This is a genomic window from Vulcanibacillus modesticaldus, from assembly GCF_001730235.1.
Classification (GTDB): domain Bacteria; phylum Bacillota; class Bacilli; order Tepidibacillales; family Tepidibacillaceae; genus Vulcanibacillus; species Vulcanibacillus modesticaldus.
Genome location: NZ_MIJF01000056.1, coordinates 57,930 through 75,476, shown reverse-complemented (window position 1 = coordinate 75,476; position 17,547 = coordinate 57,930). Strand labels below are relative to the sequence as shown.

The 17,547-nt window shown below is 33.4% G+C and carries 17 protein-coding genes, 3 tRNA genes and 1 other annotated feature; of the genes, 18 read left to right on the top strand and 2 right to left on the bottom strand.

Annotated elements, in window-relative coordinates; genetic code table 11:
* Positions 1-22: 22 nt before the first annotated feature.
* From BHF71_RS09390 to mqnC, 6 genes are all read left to right on the top strand, one after another.
* Entirely contained in the window at positions 23-940 is a 918-nt protein-coding gene (locus tag BHF71_RS09390) for a hypothetical protein (RefSeq protein WP_069657396.1), read from the top strand.
* A gap of 107 nt (positions 941-1,047) precedes the next feature.
* Positions 1,048-1,317: a hypothetical protein gene (locus BHF71_RS09385; protein ID WP_069657395.1), complete on the top strand. Its 270-nt coding sequence runs from the start codon at positions 1,048-1,050 to the stop codon at positions 1,315-1,317.
* 77 nt (positions 1,318-1,394) lie between these two features.
* A tRNA-Phe gene (locus BHF71_RS09380) sits at positions 1,395-1,470 on the top strand.
* 11 nt (positions 1,471-1,481) lie between these two features.
* Positions 1,482-1,556, top strand: a tRNA-Gly gene (locus BHF71_RS09375).
* Between the two features lie 5 nt (positions 1,557-1,561).
* Positions 1,562-1,650, top strand: a tRNA-Leu gene (locus tag BHF71_RS09370).
* A gap of 149 nt (positions 1,651-1,799) precedes the next feature.
* Entirely contained in the window at positions 1,800-2,912 is a 1,113-nt protein-coding gene (mqnC, locus tag BHF71_RS09365; protein ID WP_069657394.1) for a cyclic dehypoxanthinyl futalosine synthase, read from the top strand.
* 54 nt (positions 2,913-2,966) lie between these two features.
* Here mqnC and BHF71_RS09360 read toward each other — a convergent pair whose 3' ends face one another.
* Entirely contained in the window at positions 2,967-3,482 is a 516-nt protein-coding gene (locus tag BHF71_RS09360; protein WP_069657393.1) for a DoxX family protein, read from the bottom strand.
* Positions 3,483-3,780: 298 nt separating this feature from the next.
* On the opposite strand from BHF71_RS09360, the gene BHF71_RS09355 reads away from it, so the two are divergent.
* From BHF71_RS09355 to BHF71_RS09305, 11 genes are all read left to right on the top strand, one after another.
* Positions 3,781-4,710, top strand: a complete 930-nt coding sequence (locus tag BHF71_RS09355; RefSeq protein ID WP_069657392.1) for a PstS family phosphate ABC transporter substrate-binding protein — start codon at positions 3,781-3,783, stop codon at positions 4,708-4,710.
* 93 nt (positions 4,711-4,803) lie between these two features.
* The gene (gene pstC, locus BHF71_RS09350) at positions 4,804-5,712 is read left to right on the top strand and encodes a phosphate ABC transporter permease subunit PstC (RefSeq protein ID WP_069657391.1); all 909 of its coding nucleotides are present in this window, start codon (positions 4,804-4,806) and stop codon (positions 5,710-5,712) included.
* A complete protein-coding gene (pstA, locus tag BHF71_RS09345; RefSeq protein WP_141705381.1) occupies positions 5,709-6,581 on the top strand; it encodes a phosphate ABC transporter permease PstA in 873 nt (290 codons plus the stop codon). Before pstC ends, pstA begins: the two co-directional genes overlap by 4 nt.
* Positions 6,582-6,647: 66 nt before the next feature.
* A complete protein-coding gene (gene pstB / locus BHF71_RS09340; protein ID WP_069657389.1) occupies positions 6,648-7,400 on the top strand; it encodes a phosphate ABC transporter ATP-binding protein PstB in 753 nt (250 codons plus the stop codon).
* 18 nt (positions 7,401-7,418) lie between these two features.
* Complete coding sequence (gene phoU, locus BHF71_RS09335; RefSeq protein ID WP_069657388.1) at positions 7,419-8,078, top strand: phosphate signaling complex protein PhoU; 660 nt, start codon at positions 7,419-7,421, stop codon at positions 8,076-8,078.
* A gap of 472 nt (positions 8,079-8,550) precedes the next feature.
* Positions 8,551-10,473 (top strand): threonine--tRNA ligase, encoded by a 1,923-nt coding sequence (thrS, locus tag BHF71_RS09330; protein ID WP_069657387.1) that lies wholly within the window; start codon positions 8,551-8,553, stop codon positions 10,471-10,473.
* 96 nt (positions 10,474-10,569) lie between these two features.
* Positions 10,570-10,687: a sequence feature (ribosomal protein L20 leader region), on the top strand.
* Entirely contained in the window at positions 10,653-11,234 is a 582-nt protein-coding gene (gene infC / locus BHF71_RS09325; protein ID WP_245683853.1) for a translation initiation factor IF-3, read from the top strand. It overlaps the preceding feature by 35 nt.
* A gap of 25 nt (positions 11,235-11,259) precedes the next feature.
* Positions 11,260-11,457, top strand: a complete 198-nt coding sequence (gene rpmI / locus BHF71_RS09320) for a 50S ribosomal protein L35 (RefSeq protein ID WP_069657386.1) — start codon at positions 11,260-11,262, stop codon at positions 11,455-11,457.
* A gap of 31 nt (positions 11,458-11,488) precedes the next feature.
* Positions 11,489-11,848, top strand: a complete 360-nt coding sequence (rplT, locus tag BHF71_RS09315; protein WP_069657385.1) for a 50S ribosomal protein L20 — start codon at positions 11,489-11,491, stop codon at positions 11,846-11,848.
* Between the two features lie 85 nt (positions 11,849-11,933).
* On the top strand, positions 11,934-13,676 hold the full coding sequence (locus tag BHF71_RS09310; RefSeq protein ID WP_069657384.1) for a B12-binding domain-containing radical SAM protein: 1,743 nt from the start codon (positions 11,934-11,936) through the stop codon (positions 13,674-13,676).
* Between the two features lie 166 nt (positions 13,677-13,842).
* Positions 13,843-15,528 carry a globin-coupled sensor protein gene (locus BHF71_RS09305; protein WP_069657383.1) on the top strand — a complete coding sequence of 562 codons (1,686 nt, stop codon included), beginning with the start codon at positions 13,843-13,845 and terminating at the stop codon, positions 15,526-15,528.
* 16 nt (positions 15,529-15,544) lie between these two features.
* Here BHF71_RS09305 and BHF71_RS12620 read toward each other — a convergent pair whose 3' ends face one another.
* Positions 15,545-15,817: a thioredoxin family protein gene (locus BHF71_RS12620; protein WP_084024482.1), complete on the bottom strand. Its 273-nt coding sequence runs from the start codon at positions 15,815-15,817 to the stop codon at positions 15,545-15,547.
* A gap of 319 nt (positions 15,818-16,136) precedes the next feature.
* Here BHF71_RS12620 and pepV point away from each other — a divergent pair, with 319 nt between their 5' ends.
* Positions 16,137-17,546 (top strand): dipeptidase PepV, encoded by a 1,410-nt coding sequence (pepV, locus tag BHF71_RS09300; protein WP_069657382.1) that lies wholly within the window; start codon positions 16,137-16,139, stop codon positions 17,544-17,546.
* Position 17,547: the final 1 nt, after the last annotated feature.

Below are 17,547 nucleotides of genomic sequence, written 5' to 3'. Positions count from 1 at the left end.
TAATAAATTGAGGTGATATCTATTGAGGATTTTAAGAAATACCCTACTGGTTTTTATAAGTTTAAGTTTAATCATAACCATTCCATCAGCGACTTTATTGTATGCTATTCATTCCACCGTATTAAAACCATATGAATCCATAAATTATTTGAAGCAAAGTGGAATATATGAAAAATCTGAAATAATAATCAAAGAAAAAGTTTCAAATGAAATGGAATTTGAGAATACCGTAAAAAATGAATTGGTTGTAAGAATATTTAAGAAAGTTATCGAAAAAGAAGTGACAGCTGATTGGATTGCTTATATTGCAGAAACATTTCAAATTTCATTATGGAATTATCTCCTAGGTGAGAGTGATGAAATAGCTCCGATCCCTATTCAAAATTTTTATGATTCTGTAATTGAAATAACAGGCGATGAAATAGATCGATTTGCTGCAGAACAAAAGATTCCAATTAACTTAATCAAGGATGAGATTATTAGTAAAATAAAAGGACAACTACCAACATCGATAGATGTTATCAAGTACTATGATATTGACCCCCAAAATCTAGAAAATATGAGATTAAATTATCAAAAATCAAAAGATATTAAATTGATTATTTATTTTGCAATTATTTCATTAATTTTATTAGGTTTTTTAATTTCTTACCGCTTAAAAAGATTTTTTAAATGGGTTGGTTATACCTTTATAATGAGTGGAATTTTTTCAATGGTTCCTGCGGTCGTACTATATGTTTATGATGAACAAAAAATATCTAATAAATTACAATTTAATGGTATTATTCAAAAATTTGAAGTTGAGATTACCTATCTTTTAAATCTAGTAATTAACGATATAGTTAAGTATTTAGTAATTTCGTCTTTGATCATATTAGCTGTTGGAATAATTTCAATAATTCTTTCTAGTACACTTAAAAAGCACAAAAATCCCTCATAAGAGTTGTTCTTATGAGGGATTTTTAATAAATTCAATTAGTTAACTAGAAATATTAGATTTTTTACTTCATATAAATATATAAATGATCTTAGGGGGAGATTGATTTTATGTTAGAAATAAGTATCATTATTGCAATGGCCATGTCATTAACACCAATTATAAGCGACTGGCTGAAAATCCACAAAAAACTAAGAGCTTGGGTAAATTTAGGGCTCATTGTTTTGTTAAATATTTTTAATAGTTTACTTTTTGGAGAGGGTCAAATAATTGAAGCAATGAAAACGGGGATTGAAGTAGGGGTTGTAACTGTCGGAATATACTCGACTAGTAAAAATACTATTCAATACATGAAAATAAAAAAAAATAATGGTTCATAAGATTAACCCCTTGTAATATTCGAAAAATTATTGACTAAACAAAAATAAAATGTTATTATAACTTTTGTCCTGAAAACGGTTCGGTAGCTCAGTCGGTAGAGCAGAGGACTGAAAATCCTCGTGTCGGCGGTTCGATTCCGTCCCGAACCACCATTTGATTGTTTGCGGACGTGGCTCAGTGGTAGAGTATCGCCTTGCCAAGGCGAGGGTCGCGGGTTCGAATCCCGTCGTCCGCTCCATATATGCCGGGGTGGCGGAATTGGCAGACGCACAGGACTTAAAATCCTGCGGTAGGTGACTACCGTACCGGTTCAAGTCCGGTCCTCGGCACCATCTTGATCGAGATAGTTTCAAACGGATACGTTTGAAGCTTTTTTTTTTATGTTTTTTTACTTTTCTTGTCATATAGGCAAAGTTAAATCAATATGTTACGATATATTGTAAGTAAATGTTTTGTTAGTGAAATCGGGAGGGAACAGGTATTGTCTCATATAGATCGTATTTTACAAAAGGCACTAAACGGTGATCGATTGACGTTGGAAGATGGGATTAGATTATTTGAAAGTGATGAAATAGAGAAGATCGGAAATGCCGCTAACGAGATAAAAAAAAGATTTCATCCTGAACCGATTACAACTTTTGTAATTGGAAGAAATATCAACTATTCTAATGTGTGTGACACTTACTGTAGGTTTTGTGCTTTTTATAAAAAGCCTGGTGAAGAGGGAAGTTATGTTTTAACTAATGAAGAAATCTTAGAAAAAATTCAAGAAATGGTTGATGTTGGTGGTACTGAAGTGCTGATGCAAGGTGGTACTCATCCAGATTTACCATTTGAATACTACCTAAATTTATTAAGGGATATAAAACAGCGTTTTCCAAAAGTTCATATGCATTCTTTTTCTCCAGCCGAAATTCTTAAGATGAAAGATGTCTCTGGGTTATCCTTAGAAGAAACTCTACGTCAAATACATGAAGCAGGTTTAGATTCCTTACCTGGAGCGGGTGCAGAAATTTTAGACGATAGAACTAGACAAAAAATAAGCAGGAAAAAAGGAACTTGGCGAGAATGGATAGAAGTTATGAAAGCAGCAAATAAAGTTGGTTTATCAACGACGGGAACAATGGTAATTGGTTTTGGAGAATCAATGGAAGAGAGAGTGCTTCATTTAATCAGATTACGTGAGGCCCAAGATGAGTCTAAGGGATTTTTAGCATTTATACCGTGGACTTTTCAACCGGATAATACCAACTTAAAGGCTGAAAAAGTAAAACCAGAAGAGTATTTGAAAACGGTGGCTATTAGTCGATTGATCTTAGATAATATCCCAAACATCCAGGCTTCATGGGTTACCGTTGGAGCTGAAGTAGGTAAAAAATCTTTATTTTATGGTTGTAATGATTTTGGTAGCACAATGATGGAAGAAAACGTTGTTTCTGCCGCGGGAACAGCGCATAAAATTAATACTAATCAAATAATCCGATTGATTAGAGAAGCAGGATTTATTCCAGCTCAAAGGAATACAAAATATGAGATTCTTCATGTATTTAATGAGGACGAAACTATTGAAAATGATTTTGTGATGGAAAACTAAAAAGCACCGAGTTAGGCTTAACCTAACTCGGTGCTTTTATCTGCCAAAAATAATTTATACAGTTACATTTTCATCTTTTTTCTTAGATTTTGTAAAAATTTTATCCCAATAAGGCTTGATATAGGGGTCTAAACCGAATCTTCCGGCATTTGAACCAGCCACTAAAATTAAGAATGTAATTATTAATAGTGGCGGAATATGATTTCCTCTTCCAAGAGTACCACTAAACATAAATGAGAAGTACATTACAGCCCCCATTAATGCTGAGAAAGTAGTGAAAACACCTAAGATAAGTCCGAGTCCAACTAAGAATTCTCCCCAAGATACTAAGAAATTAAATAAACCTACATTTGGAATAGCAAATCCCTCTAAAAATGATGCCCACCAACTTGTCACAGTTGGATTATCACTAGCTGCTTTGGCAACTGCACCTTTTAAGAATCCTGTAGCATCAAAATCTCCTGTTATTTTATCCCAGCCAGCTGTCAACCAATCATAACCTAAATATAAACGTAATACTAGCATTAACCATGAAGACCATACATTTTCACGCAGCCATTTTACAAACATAAATTTTTGCTCCTTTCATTTAATATATTTATATTCCTAACACAACAATAATAACCATTATTATCTAATGCAATATTGCTTGATGATTATTCATAATTTTTTCAAAAAATTTTGAACAATAAATGAAGTTTTTGAAATTTTAAATAATACTGAATTGATTACCTCAAGCTTTACATAAACTTAATATTTGCTTTACAAAAGTTAATATTTTCATAGCCATTCGTTAACACTAAGTTAATAATAGAATGTTAGAGTTATATGTGTAACAAAGATCAATATAATTTAGGGGGTCATTCAAATGAAGAAGTTAGCCTTATTTTTCATCATGGCAACATTAATACTTGTACTAACTGCTTGTGGAAATCAAGAGGATTCAGTTGACGGAGGTTTATCCGGCATAGTAAAAATTGATGGTTCAAGTACGGTATTTCCAATTACAGAAGCAGTAGCTGAGGAATTTCAAATTGCTAATAATAAAGTACAGGTTACTGTTGGTGTTTCAGGTACTGGTGGTGGATTTAAGAAATTTACAATTGGTGAAACAGATATAAATGATGCATCTCGTCCAATAAAGGATTCTGAAATTGCGAAGACTAAAGAAAATAATATTAATTATCTTGAATTGCCAGTTGCTTATGATGGCTTATCTGTTGTAGTAAATAAGGAGAATGACTGGGTAGATTATTTAACAATTGATGAATTAAAGAAAATTTGGGAACCAAATAGCCAAATCACAAAATGGAGTCAGGTTCGCCCGGGTTGGCCAGACGAAGAAATCAAACTTTATGGTCCTGGAACTGATTCAGGTACATTTGATTACTTCACAGAAGAAATCATTGGAGAAAGTGGTGCAAGTCGATCTGATTACACCGCAAGTGAAGATGATAATGTACTTGTAAAAGGTATTGAAGGTGATAAATATAGCTTAGGATATTTTGGTTTTGCCTACTATGTGGAGAATAAAGAGCGAATGAAAGTTGTTCCAATCGATGCTGGTAATGGTCCTATAGTTCCAACACTGAAAACAATAAATGATGGTAGCTATTCACCATTATCCCGTCCATTATTCATCTATGTAAATACAGAATCACTTAAACGACCAGAGGTCTATGAGTTTGTTAAGTTTTATATGGAAAATGCACAACTAGCTGAAGAAGTAGGTTATGTAAGATTGCCTCAAAACCAGTATGACGAAAACCTACAAGCTATTGCTGCCTATCAACAATAATTGAAACTATCAATAAATAATTAGGGGAGATGTGGCATTATTTCGATGTCACTCTTTCTGTTGTTCAGACGAAAGGATGTGCGAAATTAGGCTATGGCTATACGTGATATTGAAAACAAGCCTAAGGTTAATATTTTAGAAACGATCATCCCTAAAATATTATTCTTGTTTGCTTTAATATCTATTTTGACTACGGTTGGTATCGTTTTTATATTACTATTTGAAACTTTATCTTTCTTTAGGGAGGTTTCATTTATTGACTTTATAACAGATCCTAAATGGACTCCGTTATTCATTCCTAAGCATTTTGGAGTTTTACCATTATTATCTGGAACTTTAATTGTTACCTTTATTGCAAGTTTAATTGCTATCCCAATAGGGTTGGGAAGTGCTATTTATTTAAGTGAATATGCTCCGGATAGGGTTAGAGCGATCATTAAACCTATTTTAGAAATATTGGCTGGTATACCAACTATTGTTTATGGCTATTTTGCATTAACATTTGTTACTCCAGTATTGAGATTTATCTTTCCAGATATGGATATTTTCAATGCCTTAAGTGCGGGAATTGTTGTCGGAATAATGATCATCCCAATGATTTCCTCTCTTAGTGAAGATGCTATGTTAGCGGTACCTAATTCAATTAGGGCTGCTGCATATGGGTTAGGTTCAACAAAATTTGAAGTCGCAACGAAGGTGATAGTACCTGCGGCACTATCTGGAATAGTGTCTTCCTTCGTTTTGGCTCTGTCACGTGCAATTGGTGAGACGATGATCGTTACAATTGCTGCAGGTGGGACACCAAAGTTAACATTGAATCCCCTTGAGAGTATTCAAACAATGACTGCTTACATTGTACAGGTTAGTCTAGGTGATACGCCGCAAGGAAGTATTGAGTACAAAACTATCTTTGCTGTTGGGATGAGTTTATTTGTTTTGACATTGATTATGAACTTAATTGCACAATATATCACCAAAAAATATAGGGAGGAATATCAATGATTAGACATAATGGTAATATTAAAGATATAGAAAAAAGACGAAAAAAGAACATGTTTTATTTCTCCCTTTTTCTATTCGCCACCCTATTTGGTGTTATTACTTTAGCTGTATTATTAGTTGATGTCTTTATTAAAGGTATTCCTTGGTTGGATTGGCAATTCTTAAATAGTTTCCCTTCAAGATTTCCTGAACGTGCAGGTATTAAATCGGCATTTTATGGTACATTATGGATGTTAGGATTAACAGCACCAATCGCCTTTATATTAGGCGTTGGAACAGCACTTTACTTAAATGAATATGCTGGAGACACAAAATTAAAGCAAATTTTACAAATTAACATCAATAATTTAGCAGGGGTTCCTTCAATCGTTTACGGGTTGTTAGGTTTAGGAGTTTTTGTACGTGGATTTGCACTAGGTAGGAGTTTAATTGCTGGTTCTTTAACGATGGTTCTGCTTATTTTACCTATTATCGTTGTTGCTTCTCAAGAAGCCTTAAAAAGCGTACCTAGTTCACAACGTAACGCTTCATATGCACTAGGTGCAACAAAATGGCAAACTATTCGTCGAGTAGTTATTCCAGCAGCTTTGCCAAATATTTTAACTGGAACCATTTTAGCTTTATCAAGGGCGATTGGTGAGACAGCCCCACTCATAATGATCGGTGCATTAACTTTTGTAGCTTTTGTACCAGGATCACCTATGGATTCATTTACAGTTTTACCAATTCAAATATTTAACTGGACTTCAAGACCACAAGAAGACTTTCAATATATTGCTGCCGCAGGCATAATCGTTTTATTAGTTGTACTATTATCCATGAATGGTTTGGCAATTTATTTAAGAAATAAGTATCAAAATAAATATTAGTATTAAAGCATATTTAAAATAAATTATTATATATTTTATAATTTTATAATAACATGGAGGAAAAAGATGGCTATAATTGAAGTTAAAGATTTAAATTTGTATTATGGTGAAAAACAAGCATTAAAGAATATAAACTTGGAAATAGAGAAAAATTCCATCACGGCTTTAATTGGACCATCAGGTTGTGGTAAGTCAACATTCTTACGTACGCTAAATCGAATGAATGATATGATAAAAGATGTGAAAATTGAAGGAAGTGTCAAAATAGATGATGTAGAAATCTATGATAAAAACATTTCTGTGGAGATTTTACGTAAAAATGTTGGAATGGTTTTTCAACAGCCTAATCCATTCCCGAAGTCAATTTTCGAAAATGTGGCTTACGGCTTAAAAATTCATGGTATCAAAGACAAATCTCTCTTAAATGAGATTGTAGAAACTAGCTTAAAAGGTGCTGCCTTATGGGATGAAGTAAAGGATGATCTTAAAAAACCTGCCCTAGGTCTATCGGGAGGTCAACAACAAAGATTATGTATTGCTCGTGCTTTAGCAGTATCTCCAGATATAATCCTAATGGATGAGCCAACATCGGCTTTAGACCCTATTTCAACTGCAAAAATTGAGGAATTAATTTTAGAATTAAAGAAAGATTATACGATAGTCATCGTAACTCATAATATGCAACAAGCAGCAAGAATATCTGATAAAACTGCTTTCTTCTTAAATGGTGAATTGATTGAGTACGCAGATACTGAAGAATTATTTTCTTATCCAAAAGATAAACGAACAGAAGATTATATTACTGGTCGTTTTGGTTAATAAAGGAGGAATGATAAGGTGAACAGTAGACAAAACTTTGACAGTCTATTGCAAAAGCTCAAGGAAAAATTACTAACTTTGAGTGAGTTGGTTGAACAATCGCTCCATAATAGTGTCGAATCACTACGGACACTTGATGGGGAATTGGCCGAAGAAGTTATCGCTGGTGATAACAAAATTGATGATTTAGAAATCGAAATCGACGAAGATGCTGTTAGACTTATAGCGACGCAACAACCAGTTGCTAGAGATTTACGAAAGATAATATCGGCGATCAAAATCGCTAGTGACCTAGAGCGAGTTGCTGATCTTTCAGTTAATATTGCTAAAGTAACAATAAGGTTACAGGGACAAAAGCTTGTAAAACCACTAATCGATATTCCTAAAATGGCAGAGAATGCTCAGAAAATGTTACGGGTTGGAATTGATTCCTATATTAAGGAAGATATTGCATTAGCTAAGCAATTAAAAGATATGGACGATACTATTGATCATATGTATAAATCAATTCTGAATGAATTGATTGAATTAATGGTTCAAGATTCACAAATAGTAAATCAAGGCCAGCAATTAGGTTTTGCTGCCAGATATATTGAACGTATTGCAGATCATATAACTAATATTGGTGAGAGTGTTATATATTTAGTAAGTGGTAAACGTCATGAATTGAATGATTAAGATATCTTCTGAAAACTTTTTTGTAAAATTACTTGACTTTAAAAACATTGATTTTTATAATGAATGATAATTATTGCGAATATTTTCAACGCTATGATGAGGACATGAATAATTGGACACCGGTTCTTAGAGAGGGAATCCTTGGCTGAAAGATTCTCATCCAGGACTAATTATTTACCACCTCTGAGTTGTGATAGTGAATTTTAGTAGCTATTACCGGGTCAATCCCGTTATCGGATTATGAGTGTTTATCGGTTTATACTGATAGGCAGAAGTTGGGTGGAACCACGGCACGATCGTCCCAAATGGATGATACGTGCTTTTTTAATTAGTTAAAAGTTGTATTTTGTAACGTGCTCACCTTGTTCGTTTCACTTCCAAAATATAAAATGCTTATACATGTGTACGTTAGTTCTTTATTAATAAAATTTAAATAGTTGTCTAATGAATTAAAAGAGGAGTGTGGATAGGCATGGAGAAAATTAAAATAACTTTTCCTGATGGGACAGTTAAGGAGTTTGATAAAGGGACTACTACCGAAGATATTGCTTTTTCGATCAGTCCGAGTCTTAAGAAAAAAGCGATTGCTGGTAAACTAAATGGCAAGTTAATCGATCTATACTTACCAATAGAAGAAGATGGAGCGATAGAAATAATTACCCTAGAAAGTGAAGAGGGCTTAGAAATATATCGTCACAGTTCCGCACATTTATTAGCACACGCAGTCCATCGTCTATATCCAGGAACAAAATTCGGAATCGGTCCAGTGATTCAAGATGGATTCTACTATGATATGGACTTGCCAGATTCCTTTTCTCCAGAGGATTTAGAAAAAATCGAAAAAGAAATGAAAAAGATTATTAATGAAAATATTCCAATTAGAAGAAAAGTGCTATCAAGAAACGAAGCATTAAAATTGTTCACAAATATTGGGGATCAACTAAAAATTGAACTTATAAACGAATTACCTGAAGAAGCTGAGATATCTATTTACGAACAGGGAGACTTTTTTGACTTATGTCGTGGTCCACATGTACCTTCAACAGGGAAAATTAAGGCATTTAAGTTATTAAGTGTGGCCGGTGCTTATTGGCGTGGTGACTCAAGTCGCCAAATGTTGCAGCGTATCTATGGTACTTCCTTCTTAAAACAAGCTCAACTAGACGAATATCTAAATTTTCTAGAAGAAGCCAAAAAACGTGACCATCGCAAATTAGGAAAAGAATTAGAATTGTTTAGTTTTTCAGAGGAAGCTCCTGGTATGCCATTTTACCATCCAAACGGAATGGTTATTCGAAATGAATTAGAAAATTTATGGCGTGAAGAGCATAAAAAAGCGGGATATCATGAAATTAAGACTCCTATAATGATGAATCAACGTTTATGGGAACAATCCGGACACTGGGAGCATTATCATGAAAATATGTATTTTACCAAAGTAGATAACATTAATTTTGCAGTCAAACCTATGAACTGTCCTGGGGCGATGTTGACTTATAAAACAAAACTACACAGTTATCGTGATTTACCATTACGATATGGAGAATTGGGATTGGTTCATCGTCATGAGATGTCAGGCGCACTAAATGGCTTACTTCGGGTACGTAACTTTACCCAAGATGATGCTCATCTATTCGTACGTCCAGACCAAATTGAGGAAGAAATCAATAAAATCATTGAATTAATCGATAAATTTTATTCTTTATTTGGATTCAGCTATCATGTAGAGTTGTCTACACGTCCAGAGAAGTCTATGGGTTCAGATGAATTATGGGATTTAGCGACTAATGCCTTAAAGAATGTTTTAGAAAAAAGAGGACTTCCATATGTGGTTAACGAAGGTGACGGAGCGTTTTATGGTCCGAAGATTGATTTCCATGTATCAGATGTTTTAAAAAGAACATGGCAAACTGGTACCATACAATTAGATTTCCAAATGCCTGAAAAATTTGATTTAAGTTATATTGGTGAAGATAATCAAAGACATACACCAGTTGTTATTCACCGAGTAATTTATGGCTCATTAGAACGTTTCATGGCACTATTAATAGAGCATTATGCAGGAGCTTTTCCAACTTGGTTAGCACCGGTACAAGTAAAATTATTACCTATCGCTGAACCACATTATGAATATGCAAGAAATGTACTTAAACAAATGGAGAGCGTGGGGATTAGGGTTCAACTGGATGACCGTAACGAAAAAATCGGGTATAAGATTCGTGAAGCTCAACTTCAAAAGGTTCCATACATGCTAATAATCGGTGATAAAGAAGTAGAGAATAATCAAGTAGCCGTTCGTAAACGTGGAAAAGGGGACCTAGGTGCTAAAGCCTTAGATGAAGTGATTGAGCAAATTATGACAGAAATAAAGAATAGAACTTCTAACGAGCAATAACATTTCTCTAAATTTGTGTTAAATGTATAAAAGAAAAAATGTTGACATGAAAAATTATTTATGATAATATAATCTAGTGAATTTAATGATGAATGGATACTAAAGCAGAAGCGCCCGCTTCTCACCTGATCGACTTAAGTTGGTGGGTTAAACGATTATATTTTGTTTATGTAGTATAAGTGTGGGCGCGTATCGTCTACACTTTTTTATTTGCTTTCTTATCCATTCCCCAAATCTCTTGGAGGTGGAAGGTTATTAGCAAGGAACATTTAATTAATGAGGATATCCGTGCTCGTGAGGTTCGAGTTATTGGACCAGAAGGTGAGCAAATCGGTATTCTTTCATTAAAAGAAGCTTTAAAGGTTGCATACGAGAAGAATCTTGATTTGGTTAACGTTGCTCCACAAGCTAAGCCGCCTGTTTGTCGTATTATGGATTACGGCAAATTCAGATATGAGCAAAGCAAGAAAGAAAAGGAAGCACGTAAGAAACAAAAGGTTATCAATACCAAAGAAATTAGGTTGAGTCCAACTATTGAAGAAAACGATTTTCAAACAAAACTTCGTAGCGCAATAAAGTTTATTAAAGCTGGCGATAAGGTTAAAGTTACAGTACGTTTTAAGGGTCGTCAGATAACGCACCATGATATTGGTGAAAAAATCTTAGAACGCTTAGCCAAAGAAGTAGAAGATATATCTGTTATTGAGCGCAAGCCAAAGCTTGAAGGTCGTAATATGATTATGATCATAGCACCTAAATAATAGATTAAAATTGGAGGAAGTAGATATGCCAAAAATGAAAACCCATCGTGGTTCTGCAAAACGTTTTAAGAAAACAGGTAGTGGAAAATTAAGAAGACACCACGCATATACAAGTCACCTTTTAGAAGGTAAAACTCCTAAACGTAAGCGTAATTTACGTAAAGGTTCACTTGTTAGTAAAGGTGATCAAAAGCGTATTGAACAAATGGTAACATACTTATAATATTAGAGATCCGATTTAGGAGGGAATAGACATGCCAAGAGTTAAAGGCGGATATGTAAGTCGTCGTCGTCGTAAGAAAGTATTGAAATTAGCTAAAGGATATTTCGGTTCTAAACACCGTTTATTTAAAACTGCCAATGCGCAAGTGATGAAATCATTGCTTTATGCATACCGTGACCGTCGTCAACGTAAGCGTGATTTCCGTAAATTATGGATTACTCGTATCAATGCAGCTGCACGTATGAATGGACTTTCATACAGCAAGTTCATGCATGGTTTAAAAGTGGCTGGTGTTGATATTAACCGCAAAATGTTAGCAGATTTAGCTGTAAATGATGCAAAGGCTTTTTCTGAGCTTGCTGAATTAGCTAAAGGTAAATTAAACGCATAAATTAAAAACACCCGTCAGGGTGTTTTTTTGTATAGCGTGCCCATTTCTATTCAACAACACACTAATTACAGAAGGAAGATAACATATGAAGATCATTTTAACAACATTAAATGCCAAATATATTCACTCTTCTTTAGCATTAAGATATTTGAAAGCATATAGTCAACGTGATTTTAAAGAAATAGAAATAGTTGAATATTCAATTAAAGAACCGCTTATGAATATCCTTAGTGAATTATATCAGAAACAGCCTGATGTAATCGGCTTTTCATGTTATATATGGAATATTGAAGAGACGATAGATTTAATTAAGATGCTCAAAAAAGTAATGCCAGAGGTAAAAATAGTATTGGGTGGCCCAGAGGTTTCTTACGATATCCCATATTGGTTTAAAAGAGTTAGGGAGATTGACTTTATCGTTTATGGTGAGGGGGAAATAACATTTAGCCAATTATTAAAAGCGATAGAAAAGGAAACTGGGTATCAAAGTGTTTTTGGAGTTGCTTATAGGAATCAAGATGGCTATATAATTAATCCTCCACAAGAAAAGGCTAACCTAGATGAATTGCCAAGTCCTTATAATGATTTAGATGATTTAAGAAATCTAAAGGATAAAATAGTTTATTTTGAAGCTAGTAGAGGCTGTCCATACTCTTGTGCTTATTGTCTATCCTCACTTGAAACGAATGTTAGGTATTTTACTATAGAGCGTGTAAAAGATGATTTGTTGAAGATCATCAATAGTGGTGTAAAAACTGTAAAATTCGTCGATCGAACCTTTAATCTTCATAAGAAATTTGCTTTAGAAATCTTTAAATTCCTAATTGAGAATCATAGGGGTACAGTATTTCAGTTTGAGATAACAGCAGATATTATGAAGCCGGAGTTAATTGATTTCTTGGTAAAAAACGCTCCAAAAGGAATATTTCGATTTGAAATAGGGGTACAATCTACAAATGAACATACGAATTCACTGATTAACAGAAAGCAAAATTTTAAAAGGCTATCTGAAACGGTAATAAAATTAAAACAAAATAATAATATGGATTTACATTTGGATTTAATTGCTGGATTGCCAAAGGAAGATTATAACTCCTTTAAAAGGACATTTAACGATGTCTTTGCACTTAAACCTGAAGAACTGCAACTTGGATTTTTGAAATTATTGCGGGGTACGGCCATATGGCTAGAAGCGGATAAATATGGTTATGTATATATGGATAAACCTCCTTATGAAGTATTACAAAATGATGTGTTAACTTTTAAAGATGTGATACGTATAAAAAGCATGGAAGATATTTTAGAAAAATATTGGAATGCCCATCGAATGGACAAGACAGTAGAATACTTAATCAATGTGGAATTTAATACACCTTTTGATTTTTTTCAAGAATTTGGGGATTATTGGTCTGGTAAAGGTTGGAATAGGATAGGTCATCAGTTAGAAGCATTATTTGTAAGACTGCGTGATTTTTTATTAGAACGTAATATCAAGAATTTGGAATTTGTATTAGATTTAATGAAGTTTGATTATTTCTTGAATCACAAAAATAAGCCACGAAAAACCTGGTGGGAATTTACAATCTCTAAACAAGATCAAAACCAATTGATTAGGGAACTAGCAGAGAAACCTCATTTGGTATCGGGAGAGTTTGAAAACTTAGATTTAAACGAAAAGGAGCTCCATAAACATATAATGATCGATATATTAAAATATGACCTTGAAGGTTATTTGAAGGATGGAATGATTAAGGAGCAAAGGACACTTTTAATCGCTTATTACAATTCACCAAACTTTCCAAAATATTTTTTTAAAAAGTTGATATAGATTCGATATGAGGCTAAAAACAAACTGAATTTTAGATAAATATTAAAAAATGTAACTGTAATCTTAATGAAAAAATGATAACATAATTTTATAAATTAAATTCTTCATATCCGAAAAATATCCAAAATATTATAGCAATTTGTCTTTTGAAGGAGATGATTTACCTTTGATCCGCAAACAAATTAATGTGGAAAAATATGTACATAAAGAACGTAATCTTGATTATAAGGCCCCAACCCAATTAGAGGGAAGATTGAAGTTTTATCGAGTTAACAAAAAAGATGTTGAGTTGATCGAAGAAGTATCAAAAGATATTTCAAAATATGAACAGCAAATTATCGACCATTATAAATCGATCCTCTATCAATTTCCCGGCTTACAAGAATTCATGGAGGAAAGAGGCCTAGCTGAACAATTTGAGAAATATATAAAAAGTTTTAAGGAATCTGTTTTTACAGAAGAATATTTTATTAATAGAAAACAAAGAGGGGAATATTTTCGAAGTTTAAACCTTACCCATGATTGGTGTACAGGAACAGAAATTCGTATTTTTGAGTATATTATTCCATCACTAATTAACAAATATAGAAATCAACCTGAAAAGCTAGCGTTGATGGTAAATGCTATTCAAAAGGTTTTCTTTATCGATACTCAATTAGCATTGGATGGTTATTTAAGTAAAGCTGAATTTGATTTTATTCAAAGTCTTGGAGATATGATGGAGTCCATTGCAAATAACAATCAAATCGGTCTTTTGCTCGAAGCTGTAGATGAAACCGTAAATTATATCAATAGAATTCATACTAACATAAATGAACTAGAAAGTACTGTGCATAATGTAGCAAATATTGTAGCTAATGTTGCAGAACAGGCAAATGATATGGAACAAGAAGCAGTTTCAAGTAGAGAAACAATCGAAAAAGTAATCAAACAATTTGTTGAAGTTGTAGAAAAGTTTATCAATACCAATGAACATATCGAAGTGCTTTTTAATAGAATGGGAGACGTTCAAAACATTACAAACTTAATTGAAAGTATCGCCTCCCAGACTAATCTTCTAGCACTAAATGCTTCAATCGAAGCAGCGAGGGCTGGTGAAGCTGGAAAAGGATTTGCTGTGGTCGCAGATGAAGTGCGTAAACTAGCTGAGCAAACTGCTGAATCTGTTAGTGAAATATCCAAGATAATCGAAAAAATCGAAGATGAGGTTGCGATAATCCGAAGCGAGTCAACGGAATCAACGAAAAATATTAATAACAACGTTACTCAGGCTGATAGAGCTATTGCTAAGATATCAGGATTGCTAGATAAAATTCAAGAGATTAATAAGGAAACAACTAATATTGCTGCGATTACTGAAGAGCAAGCAGCTACAACTTCGGACATCATGCATCAGATTAATGAATCACTAAATAAAACTGTTTATATAAAAGAGGAAACTACTAAGCTAGGAAAGAGCGTAGTAGAAATTAGTAAGGAAATGGAATTGGTACGTGAAAAAAATACAGATTCCATAGCTATAAAAACCTCTAAACTTTTATTTAATTCGTTAAAAACGGATATTAGCTTAATTAAATGGTGGGCTTATAATGATGTCTATAATTTTACAGAAATAAATTCAAATCAAATCGACTTAGAACAGAATCAAATATTCCTCAAACTAGATGAATTAACAAAAATAACATCTGTAGACACTCAAATTGTTAAGACCAAAATTAAAGAAGTAAATTCATTAAGAAAAAAAATTGTGGTTCAGGCACGAGATAGAGATATTTTAGAAGAGATCAATGCGCTAGTCGATCAGTTATTGATCTTATTAAGAGAAATAGAAAAATCTGCAGAAGTCGATTAGACTCCTGCAGGTTAATTTAAGCTTCATCACTACCGTCTAATAAGGAAGCCCAAACATCTGCATAATTTTCTTCCTCTTTGACGTAATTTTTTATAGTGTAGTATAAGTCATCAGGTGAGCGCATTCCAAATAGTGTTTGAACTACTTCACCGTTAACAAATAATTTAAATGATGGTGCAGAAGTAACCTGATATTTTTCTGTGATTTCAGTGGAATTTTCTACATTGCACTTAAAAGCTGGAAATTCAGGTAACTGAGGTATTACTTCTTCTAGAAATCGCTCCGCGATTTCACATTTACCTCAGAAAGGAGTAGAAAATAAAATCAGAACAAAACCATTTTTCTTGTCTATTTCTTGCATTATTTTTTTTTCTGGAGTTTCTTTCATCATCAACCACCTCTAGTTTGAAGCTTTACTAGAAAATGATACCGAAGGTAGCTGAAAAAAGCAAATATTATTTAATAATAATTTTAAATAACGTAGTTTTATAAAGATTATTGGAATTTAAAAGAAATTATGAGTTAAAATATAGTGGAAAACTTCTTAGTTTATTATTAAACTTGATAGTTAGAAATAAAAATAAATTTTGGTTAATAGGTGGTAATAAATGATTAATTGGTTAAATGAAGTTGAAAAAATAAAAGGAAATTTAGTTAAAGACACTCAAGAGTTTCTTAGAATTAAAAGTGTTCTTGATGAAAGTGGAGTCGTTGAAAAAGGACCATTTGGCAAGGGGATAAAGGAAGCGCTAGAATTTGTTTTACATAAATGTGAAGACTTTGGTATGACGGTTAAAAACCTAGATGGTTATGCAGGGCATGCGGAAATTGGACAAGGCGATGATCTAATAGGGATATTGTGCCATGTTGATGTAGTTCCAGAAGGGGATGGATGGACAACTGCACCTTATTCAGCTGAAATCAGGGATGACAAAATCTACGCCAGAGGTGCTATCGATGATAAAGGACCTACTATGGCGGCAATATATGCAATGAAAATTATTAAAGATTTAGGTTTGCAACTTAACAAGAGGGTTCGAATTATTTTTGGTACAGATGAAGAAACTGGTTGGCGTGGTATCGAACATTATTTTAAACAAGAAGAAATGCCAACTATGGGATTTGCACCTGATGCAGACTTTCCAATTATTATTGCTGAAAAGGGGATTGCCAATATAACTTTAGAAGGTAAAGTAGAGACTAACCAGATGGACATCAATAAACTTCAGATAGTTTCCTTTATTTCGGGTAATAGGGTTAATATGGTACCTGATTCTGCCATTGTTAAGCTCAAAGGTAATAATGAAAACATCGATAAGATTAGAGCTGAATTTAACACTTTTCTAAGTATCTATCCACATGGTGGTGATATTGAAAGCCTAGAAGATCAACTAATCTTAAAGCTTAATGGGGTATCAGCTCATGGTATGGAACCAGATAAAGGTGTTAATGCTGGTTTAGAATTAATCAATTTCTTAATTAGTTTAAATAAATATATTAATATCAATGAATGGTTGGATTGGACAAAATCTTATCTATACCATGAGTATAATGGTGAGACATTGGGAATTGCCTTTAAGGATGAGATTACAGGGGCATTAACGGTTAATCCAGGTATTTTATATATGGAAAATGGAAAGGTAACGTTAAAACTTAATATTAGATATCCTGTAACTTATTCCTTTGACGAGATGGTGAAAACAGTTGAAGATAAGGCAAATGCTGTGAATTTATCACTTGTAAATGTTGATAACTCAAAACCACATCATGTTGATAATAAGCATCAATTAATTAGAACACTAAAACGTGTTTATGAAGAACAAACGGGTGAAGAAGCCAAACTGCTTTCAATCGGCGGCGGCACATATGCTAGGGCTTTAGAGGTTGGAGTTGCATTTGGTCCTTTATTTCCAGGGAAAATCGAAACTGCCCATCAGAAAGATGAACATATTGAAATTGATGACCTAGTTAAAGCATCGGCAATTTATGCTCAGGCAATATATGAATTGGCTAAGTAAT

Coding starts and splice junctions, on each gene's coding strand:
- rpmI (WP_069657386.1), top strand. CDS start 11,260: ATGCCAAAAATGAAAACCCATCGTGGTTCTGCAAAACGTTTTAAGAAA.
- pstB (WP_069657389.1), top strand. CDS start 6,648: ATGGCTATAATTGAAGTTAAAGATTTAAATTTGTATTATGGTGAAAAA.
- pepV (WP_069657382.1), top strand. CDS start 16,137: ATGATTAATTGGTTAAATGAAGTTGAAAAAATAAAAGGAAATTTAGTT.
- BHF71_RS09360 (WP_069657393.1), bottom strand. CDS start 3,482: ATGTTTGTAAAATGGCTGCGTGAAAATGTATGGTCTTCATGGTTAATG.
- pstC (WP_069657391.1), top strand. CDS start 4,804: ATGGCTATACGTGATATTGAAAACAAGCCTAAGGTTAATATTTTAGAA.
- BHF71_RS09385 (WP_069657395.1), top strand. CDS start 1,048: ATGTTAGAAATAAGTATCATTATTGCAATGGCCATGTCATTAACACCA.
- BHF71_RS09355 (WP_069657392.1), top strand. CDS start 3,781: ATGAAGAAGTTAGCCTTATTTTTCATCATGGCAACATTAATACTTGTA.
- BHF71_RS09310 (WP_069657384.1), top strand. CDS start 11,934: ATGAAGATCATTTTAACAACATTAAATGCCAAATATATTCACTCTTCT.
- rplT (WP_069657385.1), top strand. CDS start 11,489: ATGCCAAGAGTTAAAGGCGGATATGTAAGTCGTCGTCGTCGTAAGAAA.
- pstA (WP_141705381.1), top strand. CDS start 5,709: ATGATTAGACATAATGGTAATATTAAAGATATAGAAAAAAGACGAAAA.
- thrS (WP_069657387.1), top strand. CDS start 8,551: ATGGAGAAAATTAAAATAACTTTTCCTGATGGGACAGTTAAGGAGTTT.